The sequence below is a fragment of the Saccharothrix sp. 6-C genome, assembly GCF_016695385.1.
Classification (GTDB): Bacteria; Actinomycetota; Actinomycetes; order Mycobacteriales; family Pseudonocardiaceae; genus Actinosynnema; species Actinosynnema texasense.
The window spans coordinates 1,656,905-1,671,474 of the sequence record NZ_CP064192.1; the positions used below are offsets into that span (position 1 = coordinate 1,656,905).

The 14,570-nt window shown below is 71.9% G+C and carries 12 protein-coding genes; 7 read left to right on the forward strand and 5 right to left on the reverse strand.

From position 1 onward, the window contains the following. The first annotated feature begins 138 nt into the window (after positions 1-138). Positions 139-513, forward strand: a complete 375-nt coding sequence (locus tag IOD16_RS07695) for a hypothetical protein (RefSeq protein WP_201439481.1) — start codon at positions 139-141, stop codon at positions 511-513. On the opposite strand, the gene IOD16_RS07700 is transcribed toward IOD16_RS07695, so the two are convergent. The 3 genes from IOD16_RS07700 to IOD16_RS07710 are packed head-to-tail and all read right to left on the reverse strand — an operon-like array spanning position 510 to position 3,702. Further along, a complete protein-coding gene (locus IOD16_RS07700) occupies positions 510-1,244 on the reverse strand; it encodes an ABC transporter permease subunit (RefSeq protein ID WP_201439482.1) in 735 nt (244 codons plus the stop codon). The two genes, IOD16_RS07695 and IOD16_RS07700, sit on opposite strands and share 4 nt — an antisense overlap. Beyond that, a complete protein-coding gene (locus IOD16_RS07705) occupies positions 1,241-2,782 on the reverse strand; it encodes an ABC transporter permease subunit (protein ID WP_201439483.1) in 1,542 nt (513 codons plus the stop codon). Before IOD16_RS07705 ends, IOD16_RS07700 begins: the two co-directional genes overlap by 4 nt. Next, positions 2,779-3,702: an ATP-binding cassette domain-containing protein gene (locus IOD16_RS07710; RefSeq protein WP_236594805.1), complete on the reverse strand. Its 924-nt coding sequence runs from the start codon at positions 3,700-3,702 to the stop codon at positions 2,779-2,781. The genes IOD16_RS07705 and IOD16_RS07710 overlap by 4 nt, the downstream gene beginning before the upstream one ends. 157 nt (positions 3,703-3,859) lie before the next feature. On the opposite strand from IOD16_RS07710, the gene IOD16_RS07715 reads away from it, so the two are divergent. Next, the gene (locus IOD16_RS07715; RefSeq protein WP_201439484.1) at positions 3,860-5,002 is read left to right on the forward strand and encodes a sensor histidine kinase; all 1,143 of its coding nucleotides are present in this window, start codon (positions 3,860-3,862) and stop codon (positions 5,000-5,002) included. Continuing rightward, positions 4,999-5,658: a response regulator gene (locus IOD16_RS07720; protein ID WP_201439485.1), complete on the forward strand. Its 660-nt coding sequence runs from the start codon at positions 4,999-5,001 to the stop codon at positions 5,656-5,658. Before IOD16_RS07715 ends, IOD16_RS07720 begins: the two co-directional genes overlap by 4 nt. 209 nt (positions 5,659-5,867) lie before the next feature. Here the strand turns inward: IOD16_RS07720 and IOD16_RS07725 are convergent, their stop codons facing one another. Further along, positions 5,868-6,893, reverse strand: coding sequence for a LacI family DNA-binding transcriptional regulator (locus IOD16_RS07725; protein WP_201439486.1), 1,026 nt, complete (start codon positions 6,891-6,893; stop codon positions 5,868-5,870). Between the two features lie 383 nt (positions 6,894-7,276). On the opposite strand from IOD16_RS07725, the gene IOD16_RS07730 reads away from it, so the two are divergent. The 4 genes from IOD16_RS07730 to arfA all read left to right on the forward strand — a co-directional run bounded on the left by IOD16_RS07730 (position 7,277) and on the right by arfA (position 12,005). After that, complete coding sequence (locus tag IOD16_RS07730) at positions 7,277-8,599, forward strand: ABC transporter substrate-binding protein (protein WP_201439487.1); 1,323 nt, start codon at positions 7,277-7,279, stop codon at positions 8,597-8,599. 67 nt (positions 8,600-8,666) lie between these two features. Then, complete coding sequence (locus IOD16_RS07735; protein ID WP_236594806.1) at positions 8,667-9,629, forward strand: carbohydrate ABC transporter permease; 963 nt, start codon at positions 8,667-8,669, stop codon at positions 9,627-9,629. Continuing rightward, complete coding sequence (locus IOD16_RS07740) at positions 9,626-10,492, forward strand: carbohydrate ABC transporter permease (RefSeq protein ID WP_201439488.1); 867 nt, start codon at positions 9,626-9,628, stop codon at positions 10,490-10,492. Before IOD16_RS07735 ends, IOD16_RS07740 begins: the two co-directional genes overlap by 4 nt. A 7-nt stretch (positions 10,493-10,499) precedes the next feature. Then, positions 10,500-12,005 carry an arabinosylfuranosidase ArfA gene (arfA, locus tag IOD16_RS07745; protein ID WP_328809433.1) on the forward strand — a complete coding sequence of 502 codons (1,506 nt, stop codon included), beginning with the start codon at positions 10,500-10,502 and terminating at the stop codon, positions 12,003-12,005. A 169-nt stretch (positions 12,006-12,174) separates the two neighbouring features. Here arfA and IOD16_RS07750 read toward each other — a convergent pair whose 3' ends face one another. Next, a complete protein-coding gene (locus IOD16_RS07750; RefSeq protein WP_201439489.1) occupies positions 12,175-14,565 on the reverse strand; it encodes an ATP-binding cassette domain-containing protein in 2,391 nt (796 codons plus the stop codon). Positions 14,566-14,570: the final 5 nt, after the last annotated feature.

The following is a 14,570-nucleotide window of genomic DNA, read 5'->3' on the forward strand; positions in this document are numbered from 1 at the left end:
CCTATAGATCCACCGCGCCCACACCGCGCGGAATTCCCGGCCCGCGCCACCGCGCTGCCCGCGAACCGCTGCCCGTCACCCGCGTCGTCACCGGCCCGCGCCCGACCGCCGCCCCGCCGTTGTCCTAGCATCCGCGCCGTGGACAAAATCCGGGCCGGCTGCTGGTCGGTGCTCGCGCTCGTCGTCGCGCAGACGCTCTCCACCCTGCTGTCCGGCGACCTGGCCGAACTCGTGGTCGTCGGCGTGGTCCTCAACGCCGCCGCCGCGTTCTCGACCTACCTGGTCCTGCGCCGCCCCGACCGCAACCGCTGGCCCCTGGTCGCCTGGTCGGCCGGGTTCTTCGGCTGGCACGTGACCGGCCTGCTCACCCTGGCCGGTGTGGCGACGACCGGGCTGGACGCCGTGTTCACGCTCGGCGGCGACCCGCGGCTCTCGATCCTCTACCAGGCCGTCCTGACGACCTTGGCGGCCTTCTCGGTGCACTTCCTGCTGCCCAGGCCGGCCAAGCGCTAGGCGTCACGCAGCCGCAGCGCCACACCGCCGGCCAGCAGCGCGCCGGCCGCCCACAGCCCGAGCACACCCAGTCCGGCCCACGGGCTGATGGGCAGGCGGTCGACGTTCGTGGTGGCCTGCACCGCCAGGCCCGCCGTCATCGGGCTGATCCGCTGCAACCGCCGGAACCAGTCCGGGTCGGACACCACGGCGGCGACGATCGGGAACAGGTACAGCAGCCCGAGCACCACCCCGACGGCCGCCGCCGCGTCACGCACGACGGTGGCCACGCCCAGGCTCAGCAGACCCACCAGCACCAGGTAGAGCACCGACCCGACGGCCGCGCGCACGTCCGCCGACGACAGCGCCGAGACCTCCGACGAGACACCCCGCCCCACCGACACCGACACGAGCACCGCCGCCGCGCCCGCCACCAGCACCACCGCGCCGACCACGGCGCCCTTGGCCGCCAGCACGGCGGACCGGCGCGGCAGCGCGGCGAACGTCACCCGGATCATCCCCGTGCCGTACTCGCCGCTCACCGCGAGCACCGCCAGCACGGCGACCACGGCCTGGCCGAACGCGATCCCGGTCAGGCTGGTCTTCGTCGGGTCGCCGCACCCGGTGCCGGCGCACGCCGCCGACGCCGCGACACCCAGCGCCGAGGTCAGCAGCACCACGGCCGCCACCAGCCACGCCGTGCCCGCCACCGTGCGCAGCTTCGTCCACTCCACGTGCAGCGCGGCCTTCACGCGTCCCTCCGCCGCAGCACGTGCCACGCCACGCCCAGCGCGACCGCCGTGTACCCGCACAGCACCGCGAAACCACCCAACGGGCTCAACGGGAAGTAGCCGTCCGCGGGCGCGTAGCTCGCCGTGACCTGTTGGTACTCGGGCAGGCTCTGCTGGACGGCGAACGCGGCGGCCGGTGTGACCCGCAGCAGCCAGTCCGACGTCCCCGCGGGCAGCACGGACGCGATCGCCAGGATGTAGGGCAGCACGATCGCCACGATCACCACCGTCACCGCGCCCGCGCTGCGCCGCAGCACGGTGCCGACGGCCAGGCTGAGCACCGACGCCACCGCGAGCAGCGCCGCCGTGCCGACGACCACCCGCAGCCCGGTCGCGGTCGGCACCGGGAACAGGAAGAACCCCTTGTCCACCTCCACCGCCCGGACCAGCGGCACCGCCACCAGGGCGGCGGCCAGCGCGGTGACGAACGTGGCCCCGCCGACCACCACCGACTTCGCCGCCAGCACCCGGCCTCGCCGCGGGTCGGCGCTGAGGCTCGTGCGGATCACCCCGCGCCGGTACTCCGACGTCATGAACGTCGCCGCCACCACGATGACCGCGATCAGCCCGGCGAACGCGCCCACCAGCCGACCCTCGACCGTCTTGCCCAGCCCGCCCCGCCCGGCCACGACCGGCGCGATGTCGCCCGACCCGCTCACCGTGACGCCGTCGGCGGTCTCCTCGAACCCGACCCCCGGACCCGTGCCCGGACCGCCCGGACCACCCCGACCGCCCGGACCGCCGCCGACGGTGTCGCCCACCCACTCCCGGTCCGGCCACGACCCCTCCAGGTCGATCCGGTCGAACGAGGCCGTCGCCAGCGTCGGGTAGCTGGTGCCACTGGCGCCGGCGAACGACTCGGTGATCACCTCGTGGTGCGGCGAGGTCGCGAACAGCCCGGCCCGCACGGTCGACGGCAACCCGGGCAGGGTGACCGCGCCGACGAGGCGCCAGGTCTCGCCGTCGGGCGACTCGTGGCCGGTGACCGTGTCACCCGACCTGGTCAGGCGCAGCCACGTCGGCGTCGCGCGGGACGTGCCCGCGACGTCGCCGGTGAAGTTGTGCTGCAACCGCACGCCGTGACCGCCGGTCAGGGTCAGCGCGGCGTACGGCGACCCGGGGGTGGTGCTCGCCTTGACGATGATCCCGCCCTTGGTCCACGGCTGCGTGTCCTCGACCGGCGCCCGACCGTCCGAAGAGGACACGGCGGTCAGCGACGTCACGCGGGCGGTGATGCTGCCGTCGCCGGTCATCGCCTGGTGCGCGAACGAGAAGTCGTCGACCACCGGCTCGCCGTCCGGGCCCGTCGTCGGCTTGGCGCCCGCGCACGGCTCGCCGTCCGGACCGCTGCACGAGAAGGTGCTCGCCGCCGCCGCGAACAACCCCATCAGCACGATCACCAGCGCGGCCGAGACCAGGCCGGCCACCCAGCCGCGCACGGTGCGCAGCTTCGTCCACTCCGCCCGCAGCGCCTGCCCGAACCCGCGCCACGCGCTCATCGCGCGCCCTCGCCCGCGTGGAACTCGACCGCGTCCCTGGTCAGCTCCATGTACGCCTCTTCGAGGGACGCGCGGTGCGCCGACACCTCGGAGAACGGCACCGCGCCCTCGCCCAGCAACGCGACCACCCGCTCCCCGGACAGCCCGGCGACGGTCAGCGCGTCCGCCCCGGTCACGGCGACCGTCGCGCCCGCCCGTGCCAGCATCGTCATCGCCTGCGTGCGCGCGTTGGTGCGCAACGTGACCCGCTCACCGGACGCGGCCTCGATCAGCTCGGCCACGCCGACGTCCGCGATCACCCTGCCCCGGCCCACGACCACCACGTGGTCGGCGGTGTCCTGCAACTCGCTCATCAGGTGGCTGGACACCAGCACCGCCCGGCCCTCGGCCGCCAGCGACCGCAGGAACCCGCGCATCCACCGGATGCCCTCGGGGTCCATGCCGTTGACCGGCTCGTCCAGCACGAGCACCGGCGGGTCGCCGAGCAGCGCCGCCGCGATGCCCAGCCGCTGCCGCATGCCCAGCGAGTAGCCGCCCGCCTTGCGCCGGATCGCCGAGGTCAGGCCGACCCGTTCGGCGACCTCGTCCACCCGCCGCGCGCCGAGGCCCTGCGAGTGGGCCAGCCACAGCAGGTGGTTGCGGCCGGTGCGGCTCGGTTGCAGCGCCGACGCGTCCAGCAGCGACCCGACCTGCCGCAGCGGGTGCCGCAAGGTCCGGTACGGCCGGCCGCCGACCAGCGCGTGGCCCTCGTCGACCGAGTCCAGGCCCAGGACGACCCGCATGGTGGTGGACTTGCCCGCGCCGTTGGGGCCGACGAAGCCGGTGACCTTGCCCGGTGCGACGGTGAACGTCATCCCGTCCAGCGCCACGGTCGGCCCGTACCGCTTGCGCAGCCCGGACACTTCGATGGTTGCTTCCATGCCGCGAAGGCTAGGAGCGCGGCCCCGGTCCGGTCGTCACGCGGGAGAGCCGTCCCCGCCTCGCTGACAGGGGGGAGGGCCGTCCCTCCTGAGAGGGATGCCGGCGTCACCACCTGCGGTGACGCGTCGGACCAGGTCGACGACGAGAATGGTCCGGGTGAGCGAAGAGGGGTGGGGCCGGCGGCCGGCCGACGGCCCGCACGTGCCGGTGGCCGCCGTGCTGGCGCTGGGCGCGGCCGCGGTGGGCGAGGCGGTGGCGCGGGCGGTGACCGGCGGCGCGGACCCGCGGCTCGTGCTGGTGCTCGGGGTGCTGGCGCTGGGGACCACCGCGCCGGCGGCGTTCCTGCGCCCGCTGCCCGCCGCGGTCGCGGTGTCGGCGGCGGGCGTGCTGTCGCTCGGGCTGTTCCACGGCCTCACGGTGGCGGGGCTCGGCGCGCAGCTGGTCGTGCTGCACCGGCTGGGCCGGGTGGGCGGCCAGGTCCCGGCGACCTGCCTGGCCGCGCCGTACCCGGTGCTGGCCCTCGTGCGCGACGCGGACGCGATGACCGTGCTGGCGGCGTCGTCGGCGCTGGCGGCGGCGTGGGTCGGGATCGCCCAGTGGGCGCGCGGCGAGGCGCTGGCGCACCGGGCCGCCCGCCAAGCCGTGGCCGGGAGCCTGCTGGAGCACACCGCCCGGGGTGAACGGGCCCGGATCGCCCGCGAGCTGCACGACGTCGTGGCGCACCACATCTCGATGATCGCGGTGCAGGCGGAGACGGCTCGGCTGACCACGCCCGGCATGCCCGCCGCCGGCGCGCAGCGGCTGTCGGAGATCGGCGACACCGCGCGGGCCGGGCTGACCGAGATGCGGCGGCTGCTGGGCGTGCTGCGGGAGGACGCGCCGGCGGACGTCGCGGACCGGCACCCGCAGCCGGGGCTGCCGCAGCTCAACGACCTGATCGACGACGCGCGCGACACGTCCGGCGCGGGCGCGCGGCTCATCGTCTCCGGCACGCCCGCCGAACTGGACCCCGGCGTGGAACTGGCCGCGTACCGGATCGTCCAGGAAGCCCTCACCAACGCGCGGCGGCACGCGCCCGGCGCGGCGGTCGACGTGGAGCTGCACTACACCGAGGAGGCGTTGCGGTTGCGCATCAGGGACAACGGGCCGGGCCCACGTGCCGCGTCACCGCCCGGCGGGCACGGGCTGACCGGGATGCGGGAACGGGCGGCGGCCGTCGGCGGCCGGTTGCGCACGGGCACGACCGCCGTGGGCGGGTTCCTCGTCGAGGCCAGCCTCCCGGCGGGGGCGACCGGGTGAGCGCCGTCCGGATCGTGGTCGCCGACGACCACCAGGTGATCCGCACCGGGTACGCCGCGCTGCTCGACACGCAGGCCGACTTCACCGTCGTCGGCACGGCGTCCGACGGCGGCGAGGCGGTGCGGGTCTGCCGGGAGCTGTCGCCCGACGTGGTGCTGATGGACGTGCGGATGCCGGGCGTGGACGGCATCGAAGCCACCCGCCGGCTCGCGGACGGGCCGAGGGTGCTGATCCTGACCACGTTCGACCTGGACGAATATGTCTACGACGCGTTGCGCGCGGGCGCCAGCGGGTTCCTGCTCAAGGACGTGACGGCGGAGCGGCTGTTCGACGCGGTGCGGGTCGTCGCGGCCGGCGAGGCGTTGCTGGCGCCGACCGTCACCCGGCGCCTGATCGGCGAGTTCACCCGCCTGCGGCCGGAGCCCGTCACGCCCGCCTCCGCCGTGTCCACCCTCACGCCGCGGGAGACCCAGGTGCTGCGGCTGATCGCGGAGGGCCTGTCGAACACGGAGGTGGCGGCCCGGCTGGTGGTGACGGAGGAGACGGTGAAGACGCACGTGAGCCGGGTGCTGAACAAGCTCGGCCTGCGCGACCGCACCCAGGCGGTGGTCGCGGCCTACGAGTCGGGCCTGGTCGTCCCCCGTTCCCGGGGCTGATCCGGTCGCCCACGCCGAGGCGTACCTCTCGAAAAGCGCTTTCTCTCCACCATCCCGCCCCTCTGAACGTTCAACTCGGGGTACCTGAACGTAGGACACGCGCGTTCCGAACGTAGGACTCACGCGAGAGTCCTACGTTCGCGTCGCGCGTGTCCTACGTTCCGGACGCGCGTGTCCTACGTTCGGAACAGGCGAGTTGAACGTTCAGGTCAGCGCGGAGCGCGGCCCAGGGTGCTCTGGCGGGCGATCAGCTTGTGCGCGGCGCGCACCTCGACGCCCGGCAACGGCTCGGGGCTGCCGATGCGCGCGAGCAGCCGGTCCACCGCCGTGGTCGCTATGGTCACCTTGTCCGGCGAGATGGTGCTGATCGTCGGGTTGGAGTAGCGGCCTTCCTCGATGTCGTCGTACCCGATGAGGGCGATGTCCTCGGGCACGCGCAGGCCGCGTTCCAGCACCTCGTGCAGCGCGCCGAGCGCGACGAGGTCGCTGTAGCAGAACACGGCGTCCGGCGGGTCGGCCCGGTCCAGCAGCAGCCGCATCGCGCCGGAGCCGTCGGCCCGGTTGAACCTCGGGGTGTGGATTATCAACGACTCGTCCACCGGCAACCCGGCCTCGGCGTGGGCCTGCCGGTAGCCGAGCGTGCGCAGCTGCGCCGCCTCGCCGGTCGGGTACGGCTGGTCGCCGATGGCGGCGATCCGCCGCCTGCCCAGGCCGATCAGGTGCGCGGTGGCTTCCCGTGACGCCGCCACGTCGTCGATGCCCACGTGGTCGAACGTGCCGTTGGACGTCCGCTCGCCCAGCACGACCAGCGGCAGCGCGGGGTCGCCGTCGTCCAGGTCCTCCTGCGCCAGCCCGAGCGGGCTGAAGATCATGCCGTCGAACAGCAGCGCCCGCGCCCCGCGCCGGATCAGCTCGCGCTCGTGCGCCGGGTCGCCGTCGGTCTGGTCGATCAGCACGTTGTACCCGCGCTCGCGGGCCTCCGGGATGATCGCCTGCAACAGCTCCGCGAAGTAGGGCGTGTCCAGGTAGGGCACGACCACCGCGATCTGCCCGGACCGGCCGTTGGCCAGGTTGCGGGCCAGCACGTTGGGCCGGTAGCCCAGCTCGGCGATCGCCCGCTCCACCTTCTCCCGGGTCCGCTCGGTGACCTTGGCGTAGCCGTTGACCACGTTCGAGACCGTCCGCGCGGACACCCCCGCGAGCTCTGCTACGTCACGCAGCGTGGCGTCGCGCATCGTTCTCCTCCGTCGGACCGGCGCGGCGGCCCTACCGCTACAGCGCTGCAAAGGAGTGTGCACGCCGGCCCGCGCCGCGACAAGCCCCGACCCGCCGGTGATCCGCACCGGGTTCAAGTCTCGTTTGGATTAACTTCAGGTGAGGTCTTGCAGCGCGGCAAAACCCCGTACATAGTGCTTTGCAGCGCAGCAAGACCCGGTGCCACGGCGGCGACCACGGTCGGTTCCCCCGAACCCGCCGGCCGTGGCGCGACACCCGGACCACGACCCCGAGGCACCAGACCGCGCCTCGCGGGGTCGCCGCACACCTTGTACGTCTCGCTCACGCACCGTGATCGCGGTCGCGCATGCACTGACGCATGCCGCGACGGAAAGGCGCACTCATGCTCGGCACCACATGGTTGGCGAAACTCCGAGGGGGGCTCGCCGCCTGCGGCCTGCTCGCCGTGGCCGCGTGCGGCGGGGCCGGCGGCGACGACGGCGACGACGGCGGACCCGTGACGGTGTCCGTCTGGGCCTGGTACCCGGAGTTCAAGGGGGTGGTCGAGGCCTTCAACGCCTCGCACCCGGACATCAAGGTCGAGTGGACCAACGTCGGCACCGGACCGGACCAGTACGCCAAGCTCAAGACCGCGTTCACCGCCGGCAAGGGCGCGCCGGACGTGGCGATGGTGGAGTTCCAGCAGATCCCCACGTTCATCATCCTCGACGCCCTGGTCGACATGGGTGAGCACGGCGCCAACGACGACGAGGACCTCTACGCCGAGTGGGCGTGGAAGCAGGCCACCGACGGCGAGAAGGTCTACGCGATCCCGGTCGACGGCGGCCCGATGGCGCTGATGTACCGCAAGGACCTCTTCGACCAGCACGGGATCAAGGTACCGACCACCTGGGCCGAGTACGGCGAGGCCGCCGCGAAGATCAAGGCCGTGGACCCGGACGGGCACGTCGCCAGCTTCGGCAGCGACGGCGGCTGGATCAACGGCCTGATGTGGCAGGCGGGCTGCCGGCCCTACGGCTACTCGCAGGCCACCGCCAAGGACCAGGTGAAGATCAACCTCACCGCGCCGGAGTGCCGGAAGGTCTTCGACTTCTACGGCGACCTGGTCGACAAGGGTCTGATGGCCAAGGACCCGTTCTTCACCGCCGACGCCACCGCCGCGCTCGACTCGGGCAAGTACTGGACCTGGGCCGCGGCCGGCTGGACCCCCGGCTACGTCGCGGGCTCCCTGAAGAACACGGCGGGCAAGTGGGCGGTCGCCCCGATGCCGCAGTGGACCGCGGGCGCCGACGAGCAGGGCGACTGGGGCGGCTCCACGTTCACCGTGACCAAGCAGGCCAAGAACCCGAAGGCGGCCACCACCGTGGCGCGCGAGCTGTTCGGCAAGTCCAAGGCCGCCTGGGACATCGGGTTGAACAAGGCGTTCCTCTACCCGCTGGTCAAGGACGTGGCGGCGGACCCGGCGTTCACCGGCAAGGCCTACGAGTTCTTCAACGGCCAGAAGGTGAACGAGATCTTCGTGCCGGTGTCGGAGAAGCTCGGCGAGTTCCAGTACACGCCGTTCCAGGACTTCGTGTTCGGCGAGCTGAACGACCGCAGCGCCGAGGCCATGTCGGGCAGCAGGTCGTGGAGCACGGTGCTGGAGGAGACGCAGAAGAACGTCGTCGCCTACGCCGAGCAGCAGGGCTTCAAGGTCAGCGAGTAGCGCTCCGGCGGCCCGTCGCGGCGAGCTCGACGCCGTGACGGGCCCTGGCCAAGTCAGGAGGTTCACCGTGACGCGGTCCACGTCGATCGCGGCGCCCGAGGCCGACGACCCGCCGCTCGCGCCGGTCGAGTCCCGCGCGCGGCGCCGGTCGCGCCGGGTCACCGCGCACCCGGTGGCCGGGATGCTGTTCGTCCTGCCGTTCTTCCTCGTCGTCGTCGCGTTCCTGGTGGTGCCGCTGGGCTACGCGTTCTGGCTCAGCCTGTCCAGCCGGAGCCTCGCGCTCGGCACGCGGTTCAGCGGCATCGACAACTACGTGCGCGCGTTCACCGACCCGCTGCTGCTCGACGGCCTGCTGCGGGTCGTCCTCTTCGGACTCGTGCAGATCCCGGTCATGCTCGGCATCGCGCTGGCGGGCGCGCTCGTGCTGGACGCCGTGACCACGAAGTTCGCCCTGGCGTTCCGGCTCATCGCGTTCATGCCCTACGCGGTGCCCGCCGTCGTCGGCGCGCTCATGTGGGGTTTCCTCTACAGCCGCACGTTCGGCCCGTTCGCCGACCTGCCGACGCTGGTCGGCGGCGACCCGATCGACTTCTTCGGCACCTCGCTGCTGCTGGTGTCGCTGGGCAACATCGTGACGTGGGCGTGGACCGGCTACAACATGATCATCCTGTACTCGGCGCTGCAGGGCGTGCCGCGCGAGATGTACGAGGCCGCGGTGATCGACGGCGCCACGCCCGTGCAGGTCGCGCTGCGGGTCAAGGTGCCCGCGATCAAGCAGGCCATCACGCTGGCCGCGATCTTCACCGTCATCGGCACCATGCAGTTCTTCACCGAACCGCAGATCATGGCCAGGTTCGCGCCGCAGATCTCGGCCGGCTACACGCCGAACCTCTACGCCTACAACCAGGCGTTCGCCTACTCGGACTTCCACTACTCCGCCGCGCTGTCCTTCGCGCTCGGCTTCCTGGTGTTCGTCGTGGCCTACGCGTTCGTGATCGTCAACAACCGCAGGCGGGGGAAGCGCGCATGACCCTCGGCAAAGCCGACGACCGGCCCAGGCTGAACACCCGGCTCCCGCACCTGCTGATGGGCGTCGGCATCCTGTACTTCCTCGTCCCGCTGCTCTGGGTGCTCGTCGCGGCCACCAAGAGCCAGCCCGACCTGCTCGACAGCCCCGCGCTGTGGTTCGCCGAGTTCAACCTGTTCGAGAACATCGGGCTGCTGTTCCGCGAGGACGACGGCGCCTACGGCAAGTGGCTGGTCAACACCGCGCTGTACTCCGGTCTCAGCGCGGTGGGCGCGACGGTCCTCGCGGCGGCGGCGGGCTACGGCCTGGCCCGGTTCCAGTTCCCGGGCAAGAGGCTGTTCGAGACCGCCCTGCTGGGCATGATCATGGTGCCGGCCACCGCGCTGGTGCTGCCGACGTACCTGATCCTGTCCGAGGTGGAGCTCGTCGACACGATGTGGGCGGTCATCCTGCCGTCGCTGCTCAGCCCGTTCGGCGCATACCTCATCCGCGTGTACGTGGACGAGAGCGTGCCGGTGGAGCTGATCGACGCCGCCCGCATCGACCGGGCGGGCGAGCTGCGCATCTTCTGGCAGATCGCGGTGCCGATGATGCGGCCCGCCCTCGTCACCGTGTTCCTGTTCACCCTCGTCGCGACCTGGAACAACTACTTCCTGCCGCTGGTGATGCTCAGCGACAGCGACCTGTACCCCCTTACCGTGGGTCTGACCACCTGGTTCAACACCGCCCAGCAGGAGGCAGGCACCCGGATGCTGTTCAACCTCGTGGTGACCGGCTCACTGCTGGCCATCGTCCCGCTCATCGTCGCCTTCGTCCTGCTGCAGCGCTTCTGGCGCAGCGGCGCGGCGGCAGGCGCCCTGAAGTAGGAGCACCGTGCTCAACGCCTCTCTTGCCCTCAACCCCGACTACGTCATCGCGCCCGTGCGACGCCGGCTCTTCGGGTCGTTCGTCGAGCACATGGGCCGGTGCGTCTACACCGGCATCTACGAACCCGGCCACCCGACCGCCGACGAGGACGGTTTCCGGGGCGACGTGCTGGAGCTGACCCGAGAGATGGGGGTCGAGCTGGTCCGCTACCCCGGCGGCAACTTCGTCTCCGGCTACCGCTGGGAGGACGGCGTCGGACCCGTCTCGCAGCGGCCCGTGCGCCGCGAGCTGGCCTGGCACAGCCTGGAGACCAACGAGGTCGGCGTCGACGAGTTCGTCCGCTGGGCGCGCAAGGCCGACGTCGAGGTCATGTACGCGGTCAACCTCGGCACGCGCGGCGTCGCCGAGGCGCTCGACGTGCACGAGTACATGAACCACGAAGGCGGCACGCGCCTGTCCGACCTGCGCCGCGAGCACGGCTCCGAGAAGCCGCACGGCGTGAAGCTGTGGTGCCTGGGCAACGAGCTGGACGGCCCGTGGCAGCTCGGCCACAAGACCGCGCACGAGTACGGCCGGCTGGCCGCCGAGACGGCCCGCGCGCTGCGGCAGGCCGAGCCGGACCTGGAGCTGGTGGCGTGCGGCAGCTCCAGCTCGTCCATGCCGACGTTCGGCGAGTGGGAGTCCACCGTGCTGGAGCTGGCGTACGACGAGGTGGACCACATCTCGCTGCACGCCTACTACGAGGTGCTCGACGGCGACGTGGACAGCTTCCTGGCCTCCGCCGCCGACATGGACCACTTCATCGACAGCGTGGTGGCCACCGCAGACGCGGTCGGCGCGCGGCTCAAGAGCAAGAAGAAGATCACGCTCTCGTTCGACGAGTGGAACGTCTGGTACATGAAGCGGTTCCAGGCCGAGCCGCGCACGGAGTGGGAGGTCGCGCCGCGGGTCATCGAGGACCAGTACGACGTCACCGACGCCGTGGTCGTCGGCAACCTGCTCATCTCGCTGCTGCGCCACAGCGACCGGGTGGCGGTGGCGTGCCAGGCGCAGCTGGTGAACGTGATCGCGCCGATCCGCAGCGAGCCGGGCGGCCCGGCGTGGCGGCAGACGACGTTCCACCCGTTCGCGCTGACGTCGCGGCTGGCGCGGGGCCAGGTGCTGCGGGTGGAGACGTCGTCGCCGACGTACTCGACCCAGCGCTTCGGTGACGTCCCGGTGGTCGACTCGGTCGCCACGCACGACGAGGAGACCGGTGACACGGTGGTGTTCGTGGTCAACCGGCACCGGTCGGAGCCGGTCGACCTGAAGGTGGCGCTGGCCGCGTTCGGCGACGTCGAGGTGGCCGAGGCGTGGACCGTGCACGACCCGGACGGTTCGGCCACCAACACCGAGGACGACCCGGACCGCGTCGTGCCGCGGCCGCAGACCGCCACCATCGCCGACGGCGACCTGCGCGTCGTCCTGCCGCCCGTCTCCTGGACCGCCCTGCGCCTGACCCCCACCACCTGACCGCGAGAGTCCAACGTCCACGCCGCGAGAGTCCAACGTCCAGAGGGGGTGAATTCAACGCTCAGCGCACGGGGCCGAGCGCTGAGCGTTGAATTCGGGGCCCGCGAACGTTGGACTCTCGGGCCCCGGGGGTTGGACTCACGGGCTGTGGGGGTTGGACTCTCGGGGGTCAGGGGGTGACGTAGGTGGAGAGGTGTTCGCCGGTCAGGGTGGCGCGTTCGGCGACCAGGTCGGCGGGCGTGCCCTCGAAGACGATCCGGCCGCCGTCGTGGCCCGCGCCGGGACCGAGGTCGATGATCCAGTCGGCGTGCGCCATGACCGCCTGGTGGTGCTCGATGACGATGACCGACTTGCCCGAGTCGACCAGCCGGTCCAGCAGGCCGAGCAGCTGTTGGACGTCGGCCAGGTGCAGGCCGGTGGTCGGCTCGTCGAGGACGTAGACCTCGCCCTTCTCGGCCATCTGCGCGGCCAGCTTCAGCCGCTGCCGCTCACCGCCGGACAACGTGGTCAGCGGCTGCCCCAGCGACAGGTAGCCGAGGCCGACGTCCACCAGCCGGTCGAGGACCTTGTGCGCGGCCGGCACCCGCGCGTCACCCGCCCCGAAGAACGCCTCCGCCTCGACCGCGGACATCGCGAGCACCTCGGCGATGTTCCGCCCGCCCAGCTCGTACTCCAGCACGGACGCCTGGAACCGCTTGCCCTCGCAGTCCTCGCACGTGGTCTCGACGGTGGCCATCACGCCCAGCTCGGTGTAGATGACGCCCGCGCCGTTGCACGTGGGGCAGGCGCCCTCGGAGTTGGAGCTGAACAACGCCGGCTTCACGCCGTTGGCCTTGGCGAACGCCTTGCGGATCGGTTCGAGCAGGCCGGTGTACGTGGCCGGGTTGCTGCGCCGCGAGCCGCGGATCGCGCCCTGGTCGATCACCACCACGCCGTCGCGGCCGGCCACCGAGCCGTGCACCAGCGAGCTCTTGCCGGACCCGGCCACGCCGGTGAGCACGCAGAGCACGCCGAGCGGGATGTCGACGTCCACGTCACGCAGGTTGTGGGTGTCGGCGCCACGCACCTCCAGCGCGCCGGACGGCGTCCGCACCGACGCCTTCAACGACGCCCGGTCGTCCAGGTGCCGCCCGGTGAGGGTGTCACTGGCGCGCAGCCCTTCGACGGTCCCCTCGAACACCACCTCGCCGCCGCCGGTGCCCGCCTTGGGCCCGAGGTCGACCACGTGGTCGGCGATCGCGATCACCTCGGGCTTGTGCTCGACCACCAGCACGGTGTTGCCCTTGTCCCGCAACCGGAGCAGCAGCTCGTTCATCCGCTCGATGTCGTGCGGGTGCAGCCCGATGGTGGGCTCGTCGAAGACGTAGGTGACGTCGGTGAGCGACGAGCCGAGGTGGCGGATCATCTTGGTGCGCTGCGCCTCGCCGCCGGACAGCGTGCCGGAGGGCCGGTCGAGCGAGAGGTAGCCGAGCCCGATGTCCACGAACGAGTCGAGCGCCCGCCGCAGCGTCACGAGCAGCGGCGCCACCGACGGCTCGTCGAGGTCGCGCACCCACTGGGCCAGGTCGCTGATCTGCATCTCGCACAGGTCGGCGATGTTCTTGCCCTTGATCTTGGACGCGAGGGCTTCCTTGGCCAACCGCGTCCCGCCGCACTCGGGACAGGTCGTGAACGTCACCGCCCGCTCCACGAACGCGCGGATGTGCGGCTGCATCGCGTCGACGTCCTTGGACAGGTACGACTTCTGGATCTGCGGGATCAGCCCCGAGTAGGTCAGGTTGACCCCGTCGACCTTGATCTTGGTCGGTTCCTTGTGGAGGAGGTCGTGCAGTTCCTTCTTGGTGTACTTGCGGATCGGCTTGTCCGGGTCGAAGAAGCCGCAGCCGCGGTAGATGCGGCCGTACCAGCCGTCCATGCTGTAGCCGGGGATGGTGAGCGCGCCCTCGTTGAGCGACTTGCTGTCGTCGTAGAGCGCGGTCAGGTCGAAGTCGTTGACCGAGCCCATGCCCTCGCAGCGCGGGCACATGCCGCCGAGCCGGTTGAACGTCGCCTTCTCGGCCTTGGTCCTGCCGCCGCGCTCGACCGTGATCGCGCCGCTGGCCTTGACCGACGGCACGTTGAACGCGTACGCGTTGGGCGGGCCGATGTGCGGCGTGCCGAGCCTGCTGAACAGGATGCGCAGCATGGCGTTGGCGTCGGTGACGGTGCCGACCGTCGAGCGCGGGTTCGCGCCCAGCCGCTCCTGGTCGACGATGATCGCCGTCGTCAGCCCGTCGAGCACGTCGACCTCGGGCCGCGCCAGCGTGGGCATGAAGCCCTGCACGAACGCGCTGTAGGTCTCGTTGATCATCCGCTGCGACTCGGCGGCGATGGTGCCGAACACCAGCGAGCTCTTGCCCGAGCCGGACACGCCGGTGAACACCGTCAGCCGGCGTTTCGGGATCTCGACGCTGATGTCCTTGAGGTTGTTCACGCGCGCGCCCTGCACGCGGATCAGGTCGTGGCGGTCGGCGAGGTGCGGCTCGGGCGACCGCGCGTCCGTCCTGGTGGCCTTGCTCATCGTGT

Coding starts and splice junctions, on each gene's coding strand:
- IOD16_RS07740 (WP_201439488.1), top strand. CDS start 9,626: ATGACCCTCGGCAAAGCCGACGACCGGCCCAGGCTGAACACCCGGCTC.
- IOD16_RS07750 (WP_201439489.1), bottom strand. CDS start 14,565: ATGAGCAAGGCCACCAGGACGGACGCGCGGTCGCCCGAGCCGCACCTC.
- IOD16_RS07710 (WP_236594805.1), bottom strand. CDS start 3,702: ATGGAAGCAACCATCGAAGTGTCCGGGCTGCGCAAGCGGTACGGGCCG.
- IOD16_RS07730 (WP_201439487.1), top strand. CDS start 7,277: ATGCTCGGCACCACATGGTTGGCGAAACTCCGAGGGGGGCTCGCCGCC.
- IOD16_RS07705 (WP_201439483.1), bottom strand. CDS start 2,782: ATGAGCGCGTGGCGCGGGTTCGGGCAGGCGCTGCGGGCGGAGTGGACG.
- IOD16_RS07725 (WP_201439486.1), bottom strand. CDS start 6,893: ATGCGCGACGCCACGCTGCGTGACGTAGCAGAGCTCGCGGGGGTGTCC.